Origin of the sequence: Stappia sp. WLB 29, assembly GCF_023507705.1 — a bacterium.
In the GTDB taxonomy this organism is placed as follows: Bacteria; Pseudomonadota; Alphaproteobacteria; order Rhizobiales; family Stappiaceae; genus Stappia.
This window is the reverse complement of the sequence record NZ_JALBGD010000002.1, coordinates 584,197-607,139: the sequence shown is the minus strand read 5'-3', so window position 1 is coordinate 607,139 and position 22,943 is coordinate 584,197. Positions and strand designations below refer to the sequence as shown.

At 66.8% G+C, this 22,943-nt stretch carries 17 protein-coding genes; 4 read left to right on the top strand and 13 right to left on the bottom strand.

What is annotated here, in order from left to right; all coding sequences use genetic code 11:
* Positions 1 to 120 precede the first annotated feature (120 nt).
* Both ngg and MNI96_RS06150 read left to right on the top strand, forming a co-directional pair.
* Positions 121 to 1,872: an N-acetylglutaminylglutamine synthetase gene (gene ngg / locus MNI96_RS06155; protein WP_249691388.1), complete on the top strand. Its 1,752-nt coding sequence runs from the start codon at positions 121 to 123 to the stop codon at positions 1,870 to 1,872.
* Positions 1,869 to 3,035: an osmoprotectant NAGGN system M42 family peptidase gene (locus MNI96_RS06150; RefSeq protein WP_249691299.1), complete on the top strand. Its 1,167-nt coding sequence runs from the start codon at positions 1,869 to 1,871 to the stop codon at positions 3,033 to 3,035. The genes ngg and MNI96_RS06150 overlap by 4 nt, the downstream gene beginning before the upstream one ends.
* 16 nt (positions 3,036 to 3,051) lie before the next feature.
* Here the strand turns inward: MNI96_RS06150 and MNI96_RS06145 are convergent, their stop codons facing one another.
* Complete coding sequence (locus tag MNI96_RS06145) at positions 3,052 to 4,005, bottom strand: dihydrodipicolinate synthase family protein (RefSeq protein ID WP_249691297.1); 954 nt, start codon at positions 4,003 to 4,005, stop codon at positions 3,052 to 3,054.
* Between the two features lie 5 nt (positions 4,006 to 4,010).
* Positions 4,011 to 6,206, bottom strand: a complete 2,196-nt coding sequence (locus MNI96_RS06140; protein WP_249691385.1) for a xanthine dehydrogenase family protein molybdopterin-binding subunit — start codon at positions 6,204 to 6,206, stop codon at positions 4,011 to 4,013.
* 186 nt (positions 6,207 to 6,392) lie between these two features.
* Here MNI96_RS06140 and MNI96_RS06135 point away from each other — a divergent pair, with 186 nt between their 5' ends.
* Both MNI96_RS06135 and MNI96_RS06130 read left to right on the top strand, forming a co-directional pair.
* Complete coding sequence (locus MNI96_RS06135) at positions 6,393 to 7,193, top strand: aspartate dehydrogenase (protein WP_249691294.1); 801 nt, start codon at positions 6,393 to 6,395, stop codon at positions 7,191 to 7,193.
* A gap of 53 nt (positions 7,194 to 7,246) precedes the next feature.
* The gene (locus MNI96_RS06130; RefSeq protein ID WP_158193456.1) at positions 7,247 to 8,200 is read left to right on the top strand and encodes a LysR substrate-binding domain-containing protein; all 954 of its coding nucleotides are present in this window, start codon (positions 7,247 to 7,249) and stop codon (positions 8,198 to 8,200) included.
* Between the two features lie 7 nt (positions 8,201 to 8,207).
* On the opposite strand, the gene MNI96_RS06125 is transcribed toward MNI96_RS06130, so the two are convergent.
* The 11 genes from MNI96_RS06125 to MNI96_RS06075 all read right to left on the bottom strand — a co-directional run bounded on the left by MNI96_RS06125 (position 8,208) and on the right by MNI96_RS06075 (position 22,722).
* On the bottom strand, positions 8,208 to 9,470 hold the full coding sequence (locus tag MNI96_RS06125; RefSeq protein WP_249691292.1) for a TRAP transporter large permease: 1,263 nt from the start codon (positions 9,468 to 9,470) through the stop codon (positions 8,208 to 8,210).
* Positions 9,467 to 10,015 carry a TRAP transporter small permease gene (locus tag MNI96_RS06120; protein WP_249691290.1) on the bottom strand — a complete coding sequence of 183 codons (549 nt, stop codon included), beginning with the start codon at positions 10,013 to 10,015 and terminating at the stop codon, positions 9,467 to 9,469. The genes MNI96_RS06125 and MNI96_RS06120 overlap by 4 nt, the downstream gene beginning before the upstream one ends.
* A gap of 119 nt (positions 10,016 to 10,134) precedes the next feature.
* On the bottom strand, positions 10,135 to 11,136 hold the full coding sequence (locus MNI96_RS06115) for a TRAP transporter substrate-binding protein (protein ID WP_249691289.1): 1,002 nt from the start codon (positions 11,134 to 11,136) through the stop codon (positions 10,135 to 10,137).
* Positions 11,137 to 11,225: 89 nt separating this feature from the next.
* A complete protein-coding gene (locus MNI96_RS06110) occupies positions 11,226 to 11,768 on the bottom strand; it encodes a 3-hydroxyanthranilate 3,4-dioxygenase (RefSeq protein ID WP_249691287.1) in 543 nt (180 codons plus the stop codon).
* A 137-nt stretch (positions 11,769 to 11,905) separates the two neighbouring features.
* A complete protein-coding gene (locus tag MNI96_RS06105) occupies positions 11,906 to 13,030 on the bottom strand; it encodes an NAD(P)-dependent oxidoreductase (protein WP_249691285.1) in 1,125 nt (374 codons plus the stop codon).
* Positions 13,005 to 15,680, bottom strand: coding sequence for a nitrate reductase (locus MNI96_RS06100; RefSeq protein ID WP_249691283.1), 2,676 nt, complete (start codon positions 15,678 to 15,680; stop codon positions 13,005 to 13,007). Before MNI96_RS06100 ends, MNI96_RS06105 begins: the two co-directional genes overlap by 26 nt.
* A gap of 4 nt (positions 15,681 to 15,684) precedes the next feature.
* Positions 15,685 to 16,020, bottom strand: a complete 336-nt coding sequence (gene nirD / locus MNI96_RS06095) for a nitrite reductase small subunit NirD (protein ID WP_249691383.1) — start codon at positions 16,018 to 16,020, stop codon at positions 15,685 to 15,687.
* Positions 16,021 to 16,025: 5 nt separating this feature from the next.
* On the bottom strand, positions 16,026 to 18,476 hold the full coding sequence (nirB, locus tag MNI96_RS06090) for a nitrite reductase large subunit NirB (protein ID WP_249691281.1): 2,451 nt from the start codon (positions 18,474 to 18,476) through the stop codon (positions 16,026 to 16,028).
* Between the two features lie 4 nt (positions 18,477 to 18,480).
* Entirely contained in the window at positions 18,481 to 20,211 is a 1,731-nt protein-coding gene (locus MNI96_RS06085; protein WP_249691279.1) for an ABC transporter ATP-binding protein, read from the bottom strand.
* 4 nt (positions 20,212 to 20,215) lie between these two features.
* On the bottom strand, positions 20,216 to 21,295 hold the full coding sequence (locus tag MNI96_RS06080) for an ABC transporter permease (RefSeq protein ID WP_249691278.1): 1,080 nt from the start codon (positions 21,293 to 21,295) through the stop codon (positions 20,216 to 20,218).
* Between the two features lie 35 nt (positions 21,296 to 21,330).
* Entirely contained in the window at positions 21,331 to 22,722 is a 1,392-nt protein-coding gene (locus tag MNI96_RS06075) for an ABC transporter substrate-binding protein (RefSeq protein WP_249691276.1), read from the bottom strand.
* Positions 22,723 to 22,943: the final 221 nt, after the last annotated feature.

Here is a 22,943-nt window from a genome sequence, read left to right as displayed (position 1 = left end):
ACGGCAAGCAAGACCGGCGGCTCCGGCGGGAAGCGTGGCGAAGGATCGGGGCGAACGCCCCGTGAATCCCGCCAGAAGGACGCACGGCACCGGGACGCCTATTCGCATCGGCTCAAGCGCATGCGCGAGCACGGCCTCAAGCCGCCCATCGACAACCAGCCGAGCGATGCGCCGGCGGTCACCGCCAACTGCGCGCTAGACCTCGGCTGGGGGCGCCTGATCTTCGGGCAGACCTTCTCGGAGCCCGAGCGGCTTGTCGCGACGCTGGAGGGCGAGTTGCCCGACCGCCGCGACATCGCTGTCTATGTGCGCGATCCGCATGTGCTGCTGGCCAACGCCCCGCAGGAGATCTTTCTCGATCCCTCCCATACGTTCCGCCTCGACCTCTCCACCTACCGAGCGTCCAAGCGGGCGCCCTCAGGCTTCTTCCTGCGCCGGCTCACTTCGCAGGCGGATGCGGAAGAGATCAACCGCATCTACGCTGGCCGCGGCATGGTCCCCGTGCCTCCGGACTTCTTCTGGTCCAAGCGCGATGCCCGCTCGATCTGCTATTTCGTGGCGGAGGACGAGGTCAGCGGCGAGATCCTTGGCACCGTGACCGGGGTCGATCACCTTCGCGCGTTCAACGATCCCGAGCGAGGCGGCTCGCTGTGGTGCCTTGCGGTCGACCCGCAGGCGCGCCATCCCGGCGTCGGCCAGGCCCTCGTACGACATCTGGCGGAATATTTCGCGGCGCGCGGTCTCTCCTATCTCGACCTGTCGGTCATGCACGACAACGAGCAGGCCATCGCGCTCTACGAAAAGCTCGGCTTCCAACGGGTGCCCTATTTCACCGTCAAGCGGAAGAACTTCATCAACGAGACGCTCTACACCGGTCCGGATGTCGACGACGCGCTGAACCCCTATGCCACGATCATCGTGCGCGAGGCGCGCCGACGCGGCATCCGCGTCGAGGTGACCGACGCCGAACACGGCTTCTTCTCGCTGTCCCAGGGCGGTCGCACGATCCGCTGCCGCGAGAGCCTCAGCGAACTGACCAGCGCCGTGGCCATGTCGATCTGCGACGACAAGACCGCGACGCGAAAGGTGGTCGAGGGCGCCGGCGTGCATGTGCCGGCACAGATCCTCGCGAGTGCCGGCGACGACGCACTCGAAGGATTCCTGCGGGAGCACGGCAAGGTCGTCGTCAAACCTGCCCGCGGCGAGCAGGGACGCGGCGTTTCCGTGGGCCTGACGTCGATTGACGACATGCGCGCTGCCATCAATGAGGCCCGCCAGCTCTGCGATACGGTGCTGGTGGAGGAATGCGTCGAGGGCCAGGACCTTCGGTTGATCGTCATCAACTACCGACTGGTCGCCGCCGCCGTCCGCCGCCCCCCGACCATCGTCGGCAATGGCCGCAGCACCATTCGCGAGTTGATCGAGGCCCAGAGTCGCCGCCGCGGCGCGGCAACGGGCGGCGAATCCCACATTCCGCTCGACGCGGAGACCGGGCGTACCATCGCCCAGGCCGGCTATACGCTGGACGATGTTCTGGACAGCGGCACACAGCTGCAGGTGCGCCGGACCGCGAACCTGCATACCGGCGGCACCATCCACGATGTCACGGACATCGTTCATCCGGCGCTTGTCGAGGCGGCAGTGCGCTCGGCCCGCGCCATCGACATCCCGGTAACCGGCATCGACCTGATGGTCGCCTCCCCCACGGAGGCCGACTACCGCTTCATCGAGGCGAACGAACGGCCAGGCCTGGCGAACCACGAACCGCAGCCGACGGCAGAGCGCTTCGTCGACCTGCTGTTCCCGCTGTCCATGCCGGCCACCGCCCGCCAGGTCGTCGCCGACCAGCATGCCAACCAGGGGGCTACATGACACGACTGAGCATCGATACGGACTATCTTTCTGAGACCCTCAAGGCGCTGCTCGCGATCCCGAGCCCCACGGGCTACACGGACACGGTGGTACGGTATGTCTCGGCCCAGCTGGAACAGCTGGGGTTGCCGGTCGAGCTGACACGCCGCGGTGCCATCCGCGCGATCCGGCGCGGCCATCAGGACCGCGGCGCCCGGGCGCTCGTCTCGCATCTCGACACGCTCGGCGCCCAGGTAAAGTTCGTCAAGGACAATGGCCGACTGGCGCTGGTGCCCATCGGCAACTGGTCCGCACGCTTCGCCGAAGGCGCACGTGCGACCCTGTTCTCCTATTCCGGTGCCTATCGCGGAACCATCCTGCCGCTCAAATCCTCCGGCCACACCTTCAACGAGGAGATCGACACCTCGCCCATCGGCTGGGATCACGTGGAGCTGCGCGTCGATGCCCTCGCCTTTGGCCGCGCAGATCTCGTTCGTCTCGGCATCGAGGTCGGCGACATCATCGCCATCGACCCGCAGCCGGAGTTCCTGGACAACGGCTTCATCATCTCCCGGCATCTCGACAACAAGGCGGGCGTCGCAGTCATGCTCGCCGCGCTGAAATCCATGACCGAGGCCAAGGCCGAAACGCCCGTCGACATCCATTGGCTCTTCACGATCGCCGAGGAAGTCGGCGTCGGCGCCTCGTCGATCATCACCAATGACGTTGCCTCGCTGGTTGCCGTCGACAACGGCACCACGGCGCCGGGGCAGAACTCGAGCGAGTTCGGCGTCACCTTCTCGATGGCCGACCAGACAGGCCCGTTCGACTACCATCTGACGAAGAAGCTGGTCGAGCTGTGCCAGGAGCACGACATCCGCTACCAGAAGGACGTCTTCCGCTACTACCGCTCGGACTCCGCCAGCGCCATCGAGGCCGGTGCCGACGTGCGCACCGCACTGATCACCTTCGGCGTCGACAGCTCGCACGGCTACGAGCGCATCCACATGCATGCGCTGCGCTCGCTGGCCGAACTGATCACCGCCTATGCCTCCAGCCCGGTGGAAATCCCCCGCGACTATGAGGAAACGGCCGGCGTCTCCGGTTTCACCCGCCAGCCGACAGCCGAAGCGGAGCAGACGCTGACGCCGGACGCGGAGAACACCGACCTGCCGCAGACCTGAGCCCGCGGCAGATGCCTCAGAGCGTCAGTCCGCAAGCCTCGAAGGCGGCGCGGGTCGCCTCCCGCTCCGCATCGGTCAGCTGCAGCAAGGGCGGGCGCACCGGCCCGCCGACCTGGCCCAGGAGCTCCTGCCAGTATTTCTGGTGCGCCTGCGGCTTGCCGCCGGGCCGCGTGCCGCGCAGCGCCTTGCGCACCGGATCGAGGCTGGCGCTGATCGCCCTCGCCCGCTCCGCGTCGCCGGCAAAGGCGGCCTGCGTGTAGTCGTGCATGCGCCGATCCTTCGCCGTCTGCAGCAGGTAGGGCGGCGAGGAACACAGGTAGAGCTGCCAGCCGAGCTCGAGAATGTTGTCGAGCCACTCCTCTTCCGAGGCGGTGGAGACGAGGATCTTGTCGCCGACCATTTCTGTCAGCTTCACATACATCGGCCGCGGCACGCTGTACTTGATGGCGACGATGTTCGGCAGCTCCGCAACGCGCGCGCACAGTTCCGGGCTCATCAGATAGCCCGAATCCGGGTGGCTCCACATGGCGATGCCGATGTTCACGCGCTCGCAGATCGCCTTGTAATATTCGTAGACCGTGTCGTCCTGATCGCTGATGAAATGCAGGATCGGCGCATGCACCACGATGTAGTCGGCGCCCACTGCCTCCGCGTGCCGGGCGAGCTCGATCACCGTGTCGAAGTTCTGGTCGGAGCAGGACATGATCGTCCCCGCCTTGCCCGCCGTCTCCTCCACCGCGATCTCGAAGTTGCGCTTGCGCTCGGCGAGCGACATGGAGAAGAACTCGCCCTGCTTGCCGGCGATGAACAGCCCGGCGATGGCAAGATCGTCCACCCAGTGGCGAATGTTCGACCGCAAGCCCTCCTCGTCGAAGGAGAAATCCTCGCGGAACGGATTGAGCGCCGCAGCCCAGATCCCCTTCATGTTGGCACGGGCATAGGCCTTGGCGTCGAGCCTCGAATAGTTCATTTCGGTCACCTCATTGGAGCCGAGCGCAGGGCGCGCCACAGCGCCTCGGCGGTCAGCGGCATGGACAGTATCGCGGCGCCATGGGGGCGCAGCGCGTCGTTGGCGGCATTGAGGATTGCGGCCGGGGCACCGATGGTGCCGGCCTCGCCGACCCCCTTGGCGCCGAGCGCGTTGGCGGGCGATGGCGTCGACATCTTGCCGATGGAAAGGTGCGGCATGTCGGAGGCGCGCGGCAGCGCGTAGTCCATCAGCGAGCCGGTCAGCAGCTGACCGTCGGCGTCATAGACGATCCGCTCCATCAAGGCCTCGCCGATCCCTTGCGCAAAGCCGCCCCGGATCTGCCCCTCGACCATCATCGGGTTGATCACCGTGCCGATGTCGTCGCAGCAATGCGCCTCCTCGATGGTTGGCGTGCCGGTGTCCGGATCGATGGTCAGAAGAACGAGATAGGCGCCGTAGCCCCAGGCCTCGCCCTTGGCCTCGTAGACCACCTTGGCGCTCACCGGCTTGCCGCGATCCGCACCGTCCGAAAGCTTCGCCAGCACTGCATCGCAGGCCTCCACAACCGCGCTTCCGCCGATCGGCGTGCTGCGGCTGGCCAGCGCGCCGATGCCGGTGGGGCAATCTTCGGTGGACCCGTGCAGCACGCGCACCCGCTCGAACGACAGGGACAGCCGGTCGGCGGCGATCTGGGCGAAGGCCGTTTCGCGGCCGTGCCCCTGGCTGCTGCCGCCGCTCGCCACCTCCGCGCGCCCGTCCGGATGCAGCGTCACCCGCGCGCTTTCCCAGCCCGTCCCGCAGGGCTCGACATAGAAGGCAAGGCCGAGGCCGGCGACGCCGCCCTCTGCCCGGATCCAGTCGCGCCGCTCCTTCAGCCGGTCGTAGTCCGCATCCCCTGCCAGCTTGTCGAGCAGTTCGGCATAGCGGCCGGAATCGAGCTTTGTACCGGTCGGCCCCGCATGCGACAGCCGGTCAGGTGCCAGCAAATTGCGGCGGCGGATTTCCAGCGGATCGATACCGCTGGCGCTTGCCGCCTCGTCGACGAGCCGCTCCATCAGGCAATTGGCCTCCGGACGCCCCGCACCGCGATAGATGCCGACCGCCGCGCTGTGCGTGAGCTTTGCTCGGGAATGGATATCGACCGCAGGAATGTCGTAGCCGCCCGGCAGGATCCGCCCTGCATTCCAGGCCGGAATGCCGGCGCTGTTGGGCAGCCAGTGGCCGAGCGGGCAGTCCACCTCGGCCGCCAGCGCGAGAAAGCGGCCCTCGGAGTCGAGCGCCAGCCGCCCCCGGCTGCGCGCGCCGCGCCCATGCGTTGCGGAGATCAGGTCCTCGCTGCGGCTGGATGCCCAGCGGATGGAACGGCGAAAACGGAAGGCGGCCCAGACGGCGAATACCTCTTCCGGATACAGCGAAGCCTTCATGCCGAAGGCGCCGCCGACATCCGGCGCCCGGACCGCGATCCGCGCCTCTTCGATGCCGAGTATCCGGCAGAGTTCACGCCTCGCCCGGTGCGGTGTCTGGCTCGAGTACCAGACCAGCACACAATCCCGCTCCGCATCGTAGTCGACGGCAATCGCGCGCGGCTCGAGAGGAGACGGCGCAAGACGCGGATGCTGCACCTCCACCTCGACCACAAGGGCGGCCGCGGCAAAGGCTGCGTCAACGTCGCCGCTGGACCAGTCGCCGCGAAAGCCCGGCACATCCCCGCCGGAATAGTCCGGCGCCGCGCCGTCCTCATCGATGTCGACGCCGACCAGGTCCGCGGCATCCTGCGCAATGGAACGCCCGCTCGCGAGAACCGCCGCAACCGGTTGGCCGACGGCCGCAACAAAACCGCGCGCAAGAACAGGAAACTCGGCCTCGCCCTCGAACGGCAGGACCGGGTTGACGGCGAGCCTGCCGAGGGCATCGCCTTCCCGCGGACCAAAGCCGGAAAGATCCTCGCCCGTCACCACGTGGGCGACCCCATCCATCTCCCGCGCGGCCTCGACATCGCAGCTCAGGATGGTCCCGCGCGGCAAGGGGCTGCGGACGAAGGCGATATGCAGCGCATCATGAAGCGGAATGTCGGAAACGTAACGGCCCCGCCCGGTCACAAGCGCATCGTCCTCGCGGCGGCGCACGGCACGCCCGACGAGCGCATTGGCGGCGGATTCGTCCCCGTCCCGCAGCGTCTGCGAAGCGTGCCCGGTCTTCATCGTCACGGCTGCCACCCGTCCTCCCACGGCCTGCCCTTACAACGGGCCGGCATCTGTCTGGCGGAGAGTGGCGTCGTTCAGATATCGCAGCAAATATCATGTTTCAAATCTGCTATCTGGATATTGGATAGCAAACCGCCTGTCGATCGCGCAGGATGGACGACAGGATATCCTTCGGAGTCTTGCATGAAACACGTCGCGATCATCGGCTACGGTGCCATCGCCAGCCACGTCATCCGCGCCATTTCCGCGTCCTCCGCCGTACAGCTCGGCGGAGTGATCGGCCGCGCCGGGCGCCTTGCCGCGGCACGGGAGGCGGCCGGCCCGAACGTCGCCGTGGCAGAAGACATCGGCGGCCTCGCGACACGTCCCGACTTGGTGCTGGACTGCGCCGGCCATCCCGGCCTGATCGCTCATGGCGTCGCCATCCTGCAATGCGGCATCGATCTCGTCAGCGTCTCCGCCGGAGCGCTGGCCGATGAGGAGCTTTACAAAACGCTGGCACGGGCGGCTTCAGCATCCGGCGCCCGCCTTCGCATCGCCTCCGGCGCCATCGGCGGTCTCGACGTCCTTTCGGCAGCGCGGCGCGGCGGGCTCGACCGGGTGACCTATCGCGGCCGCAAGCCGGTCGCCAGCTGGCGCGGCACACCGGCCGAAACCGTGCTCGACCTCGACAGTCTCGCGGACGCGCGGACCCATTTTCGCGGTACGGCGCGCGAGGCCGCGCGCCTTTATCCGAAGAACGCCAATGTCACCGCCAGCGTCGCCCTTGCCGGCATCGGCTTCGACGCGACCGGGGTGGAACTCGTCGCCGATCCGGCCTGCATCTCCAACTGCCACGAGTTGGAAGCGGAAGGCGCCTTCGGCAGTTTCTCTCTGCGCCTCAACGGACACCAGTTGGCGGACAATCCGAAGTCGTCGGCCCTGACCGCCATGAGTATGATCAATGCCGCGCTTTCGCTGGAAGAGCCGATCCTGGTTGCGTGAGCCCGGACGATCAGGTACCGGCTGAAGGCGCGCCTCTCGCGCAAGGACGGCCGATGAGCGAACCGACACCGAAGCATTTCCGCATTGTCGAGCGGATTCTGACCCGGCTCAAGCTGAAGCAGCTTCGTCTGCTGGTCGCGGTCGAGCGACACAATTCGATCCTGCATGCCGCACGCGAGCTGAACCTGTCGCAGCCGGCCGCCACAAAGCTGATCAAGGATCTGGAGACCGACTTCGGCGTCATGCTCTTCGAGCGGACCAACCGGGGCGTCGTCCCGACCATCTACGGCGAGGCGCTGGCCCGCCATGGCAAGCTGATCTTCGCGCAGATCTCGCACGCTGCGCAGGAACTCGACGACCTGTCGGAAGGCTCCAGCGGCCGGATCGTCGTCGGAACCCTGCTGGCTGCCTCGGCTCTCTTGCTGCCCCGTACCATCGCCCGGGTCCTGGCGGAAAAGCCCAACCTGTCGATCAAGATCCAGGAAGGCACCAACGAGGTGCTGATGCCGGCGTTGCGGTCCGGCGAACTGGACCTCGTGGTCGGGCGCCTGCCCACGCACCGGCATCGGGACGAGCTGCTGCAGGAACGGCTCTACGAGGAGAAGGTCATAGCCGTCACCCGCGTCGGCCATCCGCTGCAGGAGCGCAAGAAGGTCACCTTCGCCGACATGATGGAATACGGCTGGATCCTGCCGCCGCCGGAGACGACCCTGCGCCGGCAGATCGACATGGTCTTCCTCGACCACGGCCTGTCCTCGCCGATCAATGCGGTGGAATCGGTGTCGTTCCTCGCCAATCGCAGCCTGCTGGTCAATTCCAGCATGATCGGCGTCCTGCCGAGCCACGTCGCCGAGCAGGACATCGCCGCCGGCATCCTCGCCCGTGTCCCCTGGGACGTGCCGATCCCCATTGGCCCGGTCGGCGTCTCCTACCGCAAGGGCCGCAGCCTGACGCCGGCCGCAAGCTTCTTCCTGGAGCAGCTGCGCCAGGTCGCCGCGACCTTCTGAACGGGTTTCAGCGGATCATTACGGTCGAGATCGACGGCGCCCAGCTCAGCAGTAGCAGCACCGCAGCAACCGCCGCCAGGAACGGATAGAGCGCGCGGAAGATCGCCATCGGCTTCGCCCCGCTCATCGCCGAGGCGATATAGAGCCCTGCGCCCACCGGCGGGGTCAGAAGCCCCAGCACCAGGTTGAGGCAGACGATCACCCCGAACTGGAACGGGTCGATGGCATAGTGGGTCTGCGCGATCGGCAGTAGGATCGGCACCACCAGGATCACCGCGGCGATGCCGTCGATCACCATGCCGATCAGGAACAGCGCCAGGTTGACGATCAGCAGGAAGACGAAGGGATCCGAGGTCAGCGTGGTGATCTCAGCCGCCAGCTTCTGGGGGATCGCCTCGTAGATGATCACCCAGCCGAACACATTGGCCGAGGCGATCAGGAAGATCACGAGACTGGAATTGGCGGCGGTGCGAACGAACAGCGCGCCGAGCCGGGTGATCTTCAACTCGCCATAGACGAAACGGCCGATCACGAAGGCCACCAGCGAGGCGACGGCCGCGGACTCCGTCGGCGTCGCGATGCCTAGGAGAATGCCGCCGACGATGGCGAGCGGAATGAGCGCGGCCGGCAGGCAATCGCGGATCGCGGCAAGCGCCGCGCCTGTCGACATCCACTCGCCCTTCGGGAACTGCTCCTTGAGGCCCACCAGCGCGACGATGACGAAGAAGCTCGCCGAGAGGATAAGCCCTGGCAGAATACCGGCCATGAACATGTCGCCGATGGGGATCTGCGCCAGCACGCCGTAGATGACGAACAGCATGGACGGAGGGATGATCGGCGACAGCAGCCCTCCGGCCGCCGTCGTCGCGGCGGCGAACTCCCGGCGGTAGCCCTCCTCCTCCATCGCCGGCACCATGGCCCGCGACATCACCGCGATCTGCGAGGCGGCCGAGCCGATGATCGCCGCCATGAACATGTTGGCGAGCAGGTTGATATAGGCAAGACCCCCGCGGAAGCCGCCGACGAAGACCCGCGCCGCCTGGATCAGCCGCTGGGTCAGGCCGCCCTCGTTCATCAGCTCGCCGGTCAGCATGAACAGCGGGATCGCTAGCAATCCGTAGCTCTCGACACCGGCGAAAAGTTGCTGCGCAAAGCTGGAATACAGCACCTCGTTGCCGCTTGCCTGGATGTACCAGACCGCCGACAGGCACAGTACGAGGCTGATCGGCACGCCGGCAAACAACAGGACCAGAAAAACGACGCCGGTCATTCGCCGCTCCTGCCTGCTGTCCCGAGCGCAGGAAGCGAACGCGACAGGTTCGCCGCCGCATGCAGCAAGAAACCGAAGGTAAAGACGATCATGATCAGCCAGACCCAGGCCTTGCGGATCCCCAGCGTGGTGGTCGGTTCCGCATAGATGAAGTTGAACGTGTTGCCCTGGAACGCCTCGATGTCGAAGTCGGCGGCCGCAAGGCCGGCGGGATCGAACCACAGCCAGCAGAACCAGCCGAGCGCGAGGGCGAAGCCGAGCGCCACCAGGTCGAGCGCCGCGGTAAGCCGCGCTCTCGCCCGGTCCGACAGCATGTCGCCGACCAGCGTGACCGCAACGGCGCTGCGATCATGCACGGCAGCGGATGCGGCCAGGAAGGTCATCCAGATCATCGTGTAGATCGCTGCCTCATCGATCCAGTAGATCGCCATGCGGGCGGTGCGCGTGGCGACGTTGATCACGATCAGAACGGTAATAGCCCCCGCAAGCACGGCGGCCACGGCAATTTCGCAGCGCGCCCACAGGGCCGACAGGCGGTAGAGCATCGCGGGACCTCCCTCCCTCTGACCCGAAACGGCGCGGGCGACGACGTAACGCCATCCCGCGCCGGCAATCTCCGGCGGATCGGCCGGGCGGCGCGACGGCCGGCCCGGCGCATCCGTCCTCAGCGGGTTTCTTCGGCCACCTTGCGCAGATCGGCAAGCGCCGGGGCCTTCTGGGTCCAGATCGCCTCCCACTTGGCGATGGCATCGGCGAAGAATGCGGCATCCGCCTCGACGACCGTCTTGCCCGTGCCCTCGATGGACAGCAACCATTCGCCTTCCTTCTGGACGTAGGTGTCGATGGCCCCGTCGAGATGGCGCTTCATCAGGTCCGCGACCATCTTGCGGTCGCCCTCGGACAGGCCCTGCCACACCTTGGCCGAGACCAGCCCGACCATCGGGAACATCATGTGGTTGGACAACAGGATCGTATCGGCGTGCTCATAATACTTGAGCCCCCAGATCAGCTCCGCATCCATGTCGATCGCATCGACCTGTCCGTTCGCGAGCGCATCATAGACCGCCGGCAGCGGCATCGGCGTCGAGGCCGCACCGAGCGCATTGTAGAAGTCCTTGATCGGCTCGAACGGGGTGATGCGCAGCTTCTTGCCCGAAAGGTCCGCCGCCGCCGTCACCGGCGAACGGCTGACGATCTGGCGAAGTCCGCCCATCGAGTAACCGATGCCGACCACACCCGCCTTCTGCGGCAGGCCCTGGAGCAGGCCGGTGGCAACGTCGGAGCGCAGGATGCGGGCCGCATGGCCGACATCGTCGGCGAGATACGGCGCGTAGAAGGCGCCGAAATCGGGCACGCGGTTCGACACTTCAGCGATGGTCAGGAAGGCCATGTCGAGCGCACCGGTCTGCAGCTGCTGCATCATCTGTGCCTCGTTGCCGAGCTGCTGCGAGGGAAACACGGTGACGCTGTGCTCGCCGCCGGAGGCCGACTTCACTTCGTCGGCGAACGAGTTGGCCGCAACCGTCCAGATATGCGGCGGCGGGGTGATCAGGCCGAGGCGGAATTCCTTGGCCTCCGCAAGTCCGGCGCCCAGCGCCACCATGGCGACTGCGACAGGGGCGATGGTGGCGGGCAAGAAACGCGCAAGATGCTTGGCTTTGGTCATGTGATGCTCCTCCCGGCATGGCGCTGCCCCGGCGGGCGGGCCGGCCGTCTTCAGTCGATGGGAATGGACAGAATTGTCGCCCGGTTCGCTCAGAGAACGACCCAGCCTTCCGGCGGCTCCTTGCCGGGATGCACCGTGCCGCAGTTCGGGCAGGTGCGGTCTTCCTCGGAGGCGTAGAATGCCTTGTAGACCGGCGGCAGGTCGTCGACGATCGACTCCAGGTCGAGCTCGGCGCGATGGACCAGGTGCTGGCATTCGAAGCAGTACCACTCGATGGCGTCGAGCGCGCCTTCGGGGCGGGACGATTCGATGACGAGACCGACAGAGCCTTCCTGCGGGCGCTGCGGCGAGTGGCGCACATGCGGCGGTAGCAGGAAGATCTCGCCCTCGCGGATCGGCACGTCGTAAAACTCCTTGCCGTCGTAGACCTTCAGGACCATGTCGCCCTTGAGCTGGTAGAAGAACTCCTCCACCGGATCGTCGTGATAGTCGGTGCGCTTGTTCGGGCCCCCGACCACCGTGACCATCAGATCCGCGTCCTTGAAAACCTGCTGGTTGCCGACCGGCGGCTTCAGCAGGTGCTTGTGTTCCTCGATCCATTTCTGAAAGTTGAAGGCCGCAAGTCTCGACATCTATGGCTCCCCGCGCTGGCTGGCTCGCGCACGGCGCCGCTTCTTTCGGGGCCCCCGCCCCACGGTCGTCCGCACGTTTTTCTCAGCCAAGGAGACGGCAGAGTGGTATGTCAATCAAATACCAATATTCGAAGCAGCTATAATGAAAGCGGATAACCAACCGCTTGCGTCGCGTCGCTTTCCCCGCACGCAATGGAGCTCGTCACTCCAGGCACCAGGCGGATGGCCACTCCGCTTCTCCGCATGGCGTTGCGAAACACAGCAACCTCGGGCGAGTTCCCGTCGCCCGGCACCAGCCGCACCACCTGACGCCCTTGTGCGGCCAGTTGAGCCGCCAGTGCCGCACCCTCCGGGCCCGCAGCCTCGCCACTGACACCGCTGACCAGCATCCGCCGCGCCTCGCGCCGGGCCAGATCCAGCACCTCCCCAGACACCCCCTCGCCATAGAGAACCACATCCGCGCCTTGCAGCGTACGGATCGCCTTCATGGTCAGATGTTCCGCCGGCCCCGGTCCGGTTGCAACCAGGGTCACGCTTCCCGTGTCCCCGTCGGCATCGACAGCAAGACGGCCAAGGAGCTTATCAAGCCCGCCCGCCATGTTCTCGGGTGGGCGACCCGAGAAGGCCTGGCCAGCAAAGTCTTCCCAGAACAGCCGCCGGCGGCGGCCGGCGGGCAGCCGCGCCATTACACCGCTCCTGATGCGCGCGGCGAGAGCGGCCCAGTCGGCAAGCGCATTCGGCAGCAGGGTTTCGATCCGCTGACGGATCGCCTGTCCCAGGATCGGCGCCGCCCCGCTTGTCGAGATGCCGACGACCACCGGCGAGCGATTGACGATGGAACCGAACTGGAAGTCGCAAAAAACCGGCCGGTCGATCACGTTGCAAGGCACGCCGGCGGCTTTCGCAGCGGCGGCGAAGCGCTCGGCCTCCCTCTCGTCCTCGGCATCGGCAAGCGCCACTGCCATGCCGGCAAGGCTGTGCGGGCTCCAGGCCCTTGCATGATGGACGAGCCGTCCGTCGACAGTGGCGTCAGCGTCCTCCAGCAGCGCACGCATCGCATCGCCCGGCTCGGGCGAGCAGACGTGGACCTCGGCGCCGGTTGCCGCCAGCAGTTCCGCTTTCCAGGCGGCCGCATCGCTTCCACCGGCGACCAGGACGGGGCGGCCGGCCAGCGGCAGGAACACCGGCAGGCAGGCAAGCTTGCCCACCCGTGGCGCCCTGACGCCCTCCTGTCCCTCAGACGGCTTGCACAATCGGCGCATGATCCGCCTCCTCCTGGGCAAGCCGGACAAGGATCGCACCGATCTCCGAACGGCAGGAGCCGCACTGCGTCCCGGCCTCCAGCGCCTCGCCGATCGCTGCAACGCTCATCGCACCTCCGCGCGCAGCCGCAACGATCTGGTTGATGCCGATGGCGCGGCAGGAACAGACGATGGCGCCGATGTCCGACGCGGCACCGCCGGGACGGCCCGCCAGCAACGAGATCCGCTCACGCGCCGCAAGCATGTCGGCGGCAAGCAGCCCCGAGACCCAGCTACGTGACACGGCCACCGGCCCGCGTGAGAAGAAGAACGCGGCAGCGAGCCGCTGTCCCTCGAACCAGGCGATGCGCAGGTCACCGCTCGCCGCATCCAGGTACGAAAGCCCTGCTGCGGGATCGCAGCCGGACAGCCGGCCTGCAAGAGTAACAAGATCCACGTCATCCGCCCCGGCGCATTCCAACCGGAAGCCGCCGTTCGCCGGCGCCAGAGCCCAGTAGTCGGTGCCCACGCTTGCCGGGCGTGCCCTCATCACCGCAAATCCGTACCAACTCGCAGCGAAGCGCCGAACCGAGACCGGCGTGAATTTCGACCCCGGCTGCCCGGAAACCGGGTCCGTCCGCGGCACCACCACCGCATCGATCCGTCCAGCGGAGGAAAACTGCCCGCTCCAGTGCATCGGCGCGAAGACCGAGCCTTCCTGTGCCCGCTCGCTGACCAGCACCCGCAGCAAGGCCCGCCCATGCGGGCTTTCGACCGCCGCAAGATCCGCATCCTTGAGCCCGGCCGTCGCGGCGTCGCGCGGGTGGATCTCGCAGAACGGTTCGGCGAGATGGGTAAAAAGGCGCGGGCTCAGCCCGGTGCGGGTCATCATGTGCCACTGGTCGCGAATGCGGCCCGTGTTGAGCACCAGGGGATAGCGGCGCGGATTGGTTCGCGGCGACACATGAGCGACCGGCACCAGCACCGCCCGCCCATCGCCGGTGTAAAAGCCCCCGTCGCCAAAGAACCGCGCCCGGCCCTCCTTTGCGCCTGCCGGCTGCGGCCACTGGAACGGCGTCAGCGCCTCGTAGTCCTCCGCCGCAATCCCGGCATGGGCACCGATGTCGAAATCCCGGCTGCCGCCGTTGCCCGCTGCCGAGAGCGCTGCATGCTCGCGGAAGATGTCGACGGGCGCGCGGTAGTCGAACGCGTCCGCATGGCCCATCCGCCGCGCCACCTCGGCAAGTGCCCACCAGTCCGGCCGCGCCTCGCCGGCGGGCGTGCGGAAACCCCGCTGCCGCGAGATGCGGCGCTCGGAATTGGTGACCGTGCCGTCCTTTTCGCCCCAGGCCGCAGCTGGCAGCAACACGTGGGCACAGGGCACCGTGTCGGTGCGGCGGGTCACGTCGGACACGACGACGAAGTCGCAGGCCTCGAGCCCCGCGCGCACTGCATCCGCATCCGGCAGGCTGTCGACCGGATTGGTCGCCATGATCCAGATCGCGCGGATGCGCCCCTGGCGCACCGCCTGAAACATCTCCACGGCTTTCAGCCCCGGCCGCTCGGCAATGCGCGGGCTTTGCCAGAAGTCCTGCACCAGCTTGCGATGGTCGGGATTTTCCAGCGCCATATGCGCCGCCAGCATGTTGGCGAGGCCGCCGACTTCCCGCCCGCCCATCGCGTTAGGCTGGCCGGTCACCGAAAAGGGACCGCAGCCCGGCCGGCCAATCCGCCCGCTCGCCAGATGCACGTTGAGAATGGCATTGACCTTGTCGGTGCCGGTCACCGACTGGTTCACTCCCTGGCTGTAGACGGTCACCGTCCTCGGCGTCTCCGCCACCCAGCGGTAGAACAAGGCGATGTCGCCGGGCGCAAGACCCGTCTCGCGCGCCACCGCTCGCAGGTCTGCCGGACCGGCGGTGGCAAGCGCGGCCTCGGCACCGCTGGTGTGGCGCGCAAGATAGGTCCGGTCGAGCTTGCCCGCCTCGGCAAGATGCGCGAGCAATCCGTTGAACAGCGCCACATCCGTATCTGGATGAAGGGCGAGGTGCAGGTCGGCAACCGCGGCCGTCGCCGTTCGCCGCGGGTCCACGACTACGACCCTGAGCCCGGGCCGCGCCGCCCGCGCGGCCTCCAACCGCTGGAACAGCACCGGATGGCACCAGGCAAGGTTGGAGCCGACCAACACCACAAGGTCGGCCTGCTCCAGATCCTCATAGGTACCCGGGACCGTGTCGGAACCGAAGGCGCGGCGGTGACCCGCCACCGATGAGGCCATGCAGAGCCTGGAGTTCGTGTCGATATTCGCCGAGCCGATAAAGCCCTTCATCAGCTTGTTGGCGACGTAATAGTCCTCGGTGAGGATCTGCCCGGACACATAGAAGGCGACGCTGTCCGGCCCGTGCTCGGCAATCGCTTGCGAGAACCTGGCTGCGACGAGGTCGAGCGCAGCTCCCCAGTCGGCCCGCTCGCCGCCGATTTCCGGATGCAGCAGCCGCTCAGCGTCGACAAGCGTATCGGCCAGCGCCGATCCCTTCGAACACAGTCGCCCGAAATTCGCCGGATGGTCCGGGTCGCCGGTAACGCTGACCCGACCGTCGTCATGGCGGGTGGCGATCACCCCGCAGCCGACACCGCAATAGGGGCAGGTGGTGCGCACGCTGTCCGGCATCAGCCTATTCCTCCGCCGCCGGCAGCCGCGCTCCAGCGATCAGCAGCACGCCATCGCGCACCGTGACCGGATAGGTCGCGACCTGCCCCTCGTCGGCGCCCTGCGCCGCGCCGCTGGCAAGGTCGAACACCCAGTTGTGCAAGGGACAGGTCACGGAGGTGCCATGCACGATGCCCTGGCTGAGCGGTCCGCCCTTGTGCGGGCACCGGTCATTCAGCGCGTAGACCCGGTCGTCCTCAGTGCGGAACACCGCGATGCAGTCCGCCGGCGTCTTCACCACCCGCGCACCGGCACGAGGAATGTCGTCCAACCGGCCGATCTCGATCCACTCCGTCGTCATCGCGGTCATTGCGCCGCCTCCAGTTCCAGGATCGCCAGCGGGTTAAACTCGTGCTTGTCCTTGCCGGAGACGCGCTCCGACCACGGGTCCACCTGGGCGAACTGTTGCGAGAAGACGAAACGCTGGTAATAGGCCTCGCGGCGCGCCGCATCGTCCATGATCTGCCGGCGGATCTCGTCGAGGCCGATGCGCTTCGCCCATTTGTAGATCCGCTCCAGGTAGTGGCCCTGCTCGCGGTACATCTGCACCAGCGCGGCGATGTGGCGGAGCGCCTCCTCCGCGCTCACCACATGGCCGAGCACTTCCGTTCCCTTGATGTCGAGGCCGGCCGCGCCGGCGAAATGAATCTCGAAGCCGCTGTCGACGCAGATCACCCCCACATCCTTGCAGGTGGCCTCGGCGCAGTTTCGCGGGCAGCCCGACACCGCCATCTTGACCTTGGCCGGCGTCCACGAGCCCCACATGAACTTCTCGATGGCGATCCCGAGGCCCGTCGAATCCTGCGTGCCGAACCGGCACCAGTCCGAGCCGACGCAGGTCTTCACAGTCCGCAGTCCCTTGGCATAGGCGTGGCCAGAGACGAAGCCGGCCTTGCCGAGGTCCTCCCAGACCGCCGGCAGGTCTTCCTTGCGGATACCCAGCATGTCGATGCGCTGGCCGCCGGTCACCTTGACGGCGGGGATATCGAACTTGTCGACGACATCGGCGATCGCCCGCAATTCCTTGGCGGAGGTCATCCCGCCCCACATACGCGGCACCACCGAATAGGTGCCGTCCTTCTGGATGTTGGCGTGCACCCGCTCGTTGACGAAGCGCGACTGGTAGTCGTCCGCGTATTCGTCCGGCCAGTCGCAGACGAGATAATAGTTGAGCGCCGGCCGGCACTTGGCGCAGCCGCCGGACGAGCGCCACTCCAGTTCCTGCATCACCGCCGGAATGCTCTTGAGCTCTTTCGCACGGATCAGCCGCCGCACCTCGTCATGGCCGAGCGGCGTGCAGCCGCACATCGGCTTGACCGCCTGCGGCGTGAACGCATCCCCCAGCGTTGCCTGCATCACCTGCTCGACCAGCCCGGTGCAGGTGCCGCAGGAGGCCGAGGCCTTCGTGTGAGCACGCACGTCGTCGAGCGTGGTCAGCCCCTTTTCCCGGATCGCACCGACGATCCGGCCCTTGCACACGCCGTTGCAGCCGCAGATCTCCGCCTCATCCGGCAAGGCTGCAACGGCCGCCATAGGGTCCAGCGGAGCGCCCCCCTGGAACGACTGGCCGAAGATCAACGTCTCGCGCATCTCGGAGATGTCGGTGCGGTTGCGGATGTGATCGAAGAACCAGGGACCATCCGCCGCCTCGCCGTAGAGCACTGCCCCGACGATACGGTTCTCTTTGAGAACCAGCCGCTTGTAGATGCCGGAGGCTGCATCGCGCAGCACGATCTCCTCGCGGTCCTCGCCATCGGCGAAGTCGCCGGCGGAATAGAGGTTGACGCCGGTCACCTTGAGCTGGGTCGCCGTTTCCAGCGGCCGGAATGCCGCTGTCTCGCCCAGCAGCGTCTTCGCCGCGACATTCGCCATGGTGTAGAGCGGCGCCACCAGCCCGTAACAGACGTTCTGGTGCTCGACACATTCACCGACCGCCAGGATGTCCGGATCGGAGGTCAGGGTCTGATCATCGATGAGGATGCCGCGCTCGACCTCGAGGCCCGCATCGACCGCGAGCCGTGTCTCGGGGCGGATGCCCACCGCCATCACCACCAGATCGGCCGGATAGACGGTTCCGTCATCCAGCAGAACCGCCTCGACCCTCTCATTCCCGAGGATCGCCTTTGTCTGCGCCTGCGTGTGAACAGTGATGCCGCGCCCTTCCAGTTCCTTGCGCAGCAGGTGGCCGGCGGCCGGATCGAGTTGGCGCTCCATCAGGTGCCCCATCAGGTGCAGGACCACCACCTCCATGCCGCGCGACCGCAGCGCCGCCGCCGCTTCCAGGCCCAGCAGGCCGCCGCCGATCACCACGGCACGGGCGCCTGGCCGCCCTGCCGCCTCGATCATCGCCTCGACATCATCGAGATCGCGAAAGGCGCGCACGCCGGGCAAGTCGCGCCCGGCGACCGGGATGATGAAGGGCGCCGAGCCCGTGGCGATCACCAGCTTGTCGTAAGGCGTTTCGCCGCCTGCGCTCGTGACCGTCTTCGCATCCCGGTCGATGCGCGTCACGGCCTCGCCGAAACGGCAGACGATGCCCTGTTCCGCGTACCAGGCGGCGTCATGGGTGACGATATCCTCGTAGGCCTTGTCTCCCGCCAGCATCGGCGACAGCATGATGCGGTTGTAGTTGCCGCGCGGTTCGGCCCCGAACAGCGTGATGTCATAGGCGCCCGGCGCCGCGTCCAGCAGGGTTTCCAGCAGGCGGCCGGACGCCATGCCGGCACCGATCACGACCAGTTTCTTCTTCGTCGTCATTGTCTCACTCCGCGGCTGCAAGGCGGGCGTCCTTCTGACGCGCGATACGCACCGCCCGACGCTCGGTGATGGCGGCAAGCTGAGCCGCATCCGGATTGGCGCCGCCCTCATAGGCCTCGAGAAACTCCAGCAGTTCCTCGCGATAGGCGTAGTAGTCGGGATGGGAGATCAGCGCCTTGCGCGAGCGTGGCCGCGGCAGGTCCACCTCCATGATGTTGCCGATGCGGGCGTTCGGCCCGTTCGACATCATCACCACCCGGTCGGCGAGCAGGATCGCCTCGTCCACGTCATGGGTGACGCAGATCGCCGTCACCGCGCTGCGGGCCCACACGTCCATCAGGACATCCTGCAACTCCCACCGGGTCAGGCTGTCGAGCATGCCGAACGGCTCGTCGAGCAACAGCAGCTTGGGCGACAGGGCGAAGGCTCGGGCGATGCCCACCCGCTGACGCATGCCGTTGGACAGCTCCGACGCCCGCTTGTGCATGCTGTCGGCAAGTCCGACGCGGCCGAGATAATGCTCGGCGATGTCCCGCCGCTCCTCGCGCGTTGCGTCCGGATGCACCTGGTCGACACCGAGCGCGACGTTCTCGTAGGCCGTCAGCCAGGGCATCAGCGACGGCGCCTGGAACACGACGGCCCGGTCTGGGCCGGCTTTGGTCACATGGGTGCCGTCCAGCACCACCGCGCCGCCGGAGATCGGGTTGAGGCCGGCGGCCATCGACAGCACCGTCGACTTGCCGCAGCCCGAATGACCGATCAGCGTCACGAATTCACCCTTGCGCATGGTCAGTTCGAAGCCATCGACCACCGTCAGCGGTCCCTTTGGCGTCGGATAGACCTTCCGCAACTCGCTGAACTGCAGGAAGCGCTCGTCCGCCTGCCGCACCTCGCCCTGCTCGCCCCGTCCCGCCGGGCGGAGTTCGGGCAGGCGCAGCACGGCGGCCTCCTCCCCGCCCCGCGCGGTGCCGGCCTCCATCAGATACGCGGTCACCTCCGCCCGCAGCGCGATGAAGGCATCGTCATGGTTGAGCTCGCTGCGCTCGCGCGGCCGCGCGAAGGGCACGGCAAACTCGCGACCGAGCGTTGCCGGCCGGCCGGGAAGCAGCGGCACGATGCGGTCGGCCAGCAGGATCGCCTCGTCCACATCATTGGTGATGAGGACGATGGTCTTCTTCTCCTTCTCGCAGATCGCCGCGAACTCGTCCTGCAGCTTCGCCCGGGTCAGCGCGTCGAGCGCCGACAGCGGCTCATCCAGCAACAGCACCTCGGGGCGCATGGCCAGCGCCCGCGCCACCGCCACCCGCTGACGCATGCCGCCGGACAGTTCCGCCGGCCGCCGGTCGCGGGCATGGGCGAGGCCGACCATGGCGATATAGTCCTCGGCGATGGCCATCCGCTCCGCCTTCGGCAGCTTGCCGAAGACACTGTCGACCGCCAGCATCACGTTGCCGAAGACGGTCAGCCACGGCATCAGCGAATAGGACTGGAAGACGACGCCGCGTTCCGGCCCCGGCCCGTCGATCTCGCGGCCCTTGTAGATCACCCCGCCGCTGTCGGCTTCGATAAGCCCCGCCAGCAGCGAAATCAGGGTCGTCTTGCCGGTGCCGGAATAGCCGACGATGGCGATGAACTCGCCCTCGGCGACCTTCAGGTCGATATCGGCGAGCACCTCGGTGCGCGCATGGCCTTCGCCATAGCCCTTCGACAGCTTGGAGATTTCCAGGATCGTCATCGCCTCACCTCGTCGCGGAGAAGGTGAAGGCGCGCTGCAGCGCATACATCACCCGGTCGAGGGCAAAGCCGATCAAGCCGATGGTGAGAACCGCGACCATGATGCGGGCGAGCGACTGCGAGGAACCGTTCTGGAACTCGTCCCAGACGAACTTTCCGAGCCCCGGGTTCTGCGCCAGCATCTCGGCTGCGATCAGCACCATCCAGCCGACGCCGAGCGACAGGCGCAGGCCGGTAAAGATCAGCGGCAACGCCGAGGGCATCACCAGCTTCACCACCGTCTTGCGGGTGGAGAGCTGCAGCACCCGGCCGACATTCATCAGGTCCTTGTCGACCGAGGCGACGCCCAGCGCCGTGTTGATCAGCGTCGGCCACATCGAGCACAGCGTCACGGTGACCGCCGAGATCAGCAGCGACTTCGGCAGCCAGTCGGCCGGGTCCGCATAGAGCGCGGAGACGATCATCGTGACGATGGGCAGCCAGGCGAGCGGCGATACCGGCTTGAAAATCTGGATCAAGGGATTGATCGCGCCGTTGAACGAGCGCGACAGGCCCGAGGCGATGCCGAGCGGCACGGCGATCAGCGTCGCTATGCCGAAGCCCAGCCCCACCGTCACCAGCGAGGTGACGATCTGGTCGAGATAGGTCGGCTTGCCCGTATAACTGCGCCACTTCACCTGGTCGTGCCGGCCGGCCGCCTCCAGCTTGGCGTTGCGCTCATCCTGACGAGCATAGAAGTCAGCGGCCTTTTCCCGTTCGCGCAGGTGGTCCTGCCACAGGTTGCCGGCCTGCTCCCAGACCTCCGCCGGCCCGGGCACGGCACCGAGCGAGGTCTGCACCTTTGGCGCCAACACCGCCCAGGCGACCAGAAAGACGGCGATGCCGACCAGCGGAATGACCAGCAATCGCTTGAGCTCTCCGAACTGCTCGCGCGGATCCTCGCCGAGCGCCAGCCGGCCCAGCGGCACCAGCCAGGAGAGACCGAGGGCGTCGAGCCATCCGGCCGCACGCGACAGGGCGGAAAGAAACGAGCTGCGGCGGGAGGCGCCAGCCGCATCCGGTGCGGCGGTTTCGGCATGTGCCATGGAGACTGTTCCTCTTTGCGCGGGCGAAAGCGGCTTCAGCCGCCGATCACCTCGTTGCCTTCCACCGTCTGCCCGCTCTTCAGGCCGATCGGCAGGCTGTCGATGTAGGCGTTGGGGGTACGGCCATCGTAGGGAATGCCGTCGATGATGTCGGAGGCCGGGGTCGGCGCCCTGTAGCCGTCGCTGTCGAAGGGAAAATCGGCTTCCGCGGCCAGCCCCTCGTCGACCAGCAGGCGCGCTGCCTTGAGGTAGATCTCCGGGAGGTAGACCTGCTTCGCCATCTCCGCGTACCACTCGTCCGGCTTGTGTTCGGCGATCTGGCCCCAGCGGCGCATCTGGGTCAGGTACCAGATCGCATCCGAATAGAAGGGATAGGTCGCGTGGTGGCGGAAGAAGACGTTGAAGTCCGGCACCTCCCGCGTGTCGCCCTTCTCGTATTCGAACGTGCCGGTCATCGAGTTGGCGATCACTTCCCGGTCGGCACCGACATATTCGGGCCGCGACAGGATCTCGACCGCCTCCATGCGATTGGCGTTGTCGTTCTCGTCCAGCCACATGGCGGCGCGGATCAACGCCTTGGTCAGCGCCAGGACGGTGTTGGGATTTTCCTCGACGAAAGCCTTGGTCAGGCCGAACACCTTCTCCGGATTGTTCTTCCAGATCTCGTAATCGGTGATCACCGGCACGCCGATGCCCTTGAACACCGCCTGCTGGTTCCATGGCTCGCCGACGCAGTAGCCGTTGATCGTGCCGGCTTCGAGCGTTGCCGGCATCTGCGGCGGCGGCGTCACCGACAGCAGCGCCTCGGCCTTGATCTGCCCGGAAATGTCGGAGCTGGAATAGAAACCGGGATGGATGCCGCCGGAGGCGAGCCAGTAGCGCAGTTCGTAATTGTGGGTCGAGACCGGGAAGACCATACCCATGTTGAACGGGCGTCCTTGCGCGCGGAAAGCATCCACGACCGGCCTCAGCGCGCTTGCCGGGATCGGGTGCATCGGCTTGCCGTCGGCCTGCATCTCCAGATGCGGCTTCATCATCTCCCAGACCTCGTTGGAGACGGTGATGCCGTTGCCGTTGAGGTCCATCGAGAAGGGCGTGACGATATGCGCCTCGGTGCCGAAGCCGATGGTCGCCGCCAGCGGCTGGCCCGCCAGCATGTGGGCACCGTCGAGTTCGCCGGTGATCACCCGGTCTAGCAGCACCTTCCAGTTGGCCTGCGGCTCCAGGGTGACGAACAGCCCCTCGTCCTCGAAGAACCCCTTCTCATAGGCGATCGCCAGGGGCGCCATGTCGGTCAGCTTGATGAAGCCGAATTTCAGCTCGTCCTTCTCGACCATCAGCATGTCGGCCTGCACGCTCGCCGGTAGGATCGCGGCAAGCGCCAGAAGGCCGAGGGCCGCGCGGCGGACAGGGTGCGGGATCTGCATCACGTCTCTTCTCCCTCTGCTCGGGCCGTCCGCTTCGGATCGGCCTCGGGCCAACAAAAAAGCCGCCGTCGAGACGCAAGGCGCGGGAGGGCGCTGGCTGGTCTCAACGGCGGCTTTGCCGGAACGCCCGTCCTTGGGCGCGCTATGTCGTGGCCATCTTTGGCACGTCCTTTCCCTTGCAGGAGGCGTGCCAGTTACGGATCTTCCGGTAGATGGCTGAT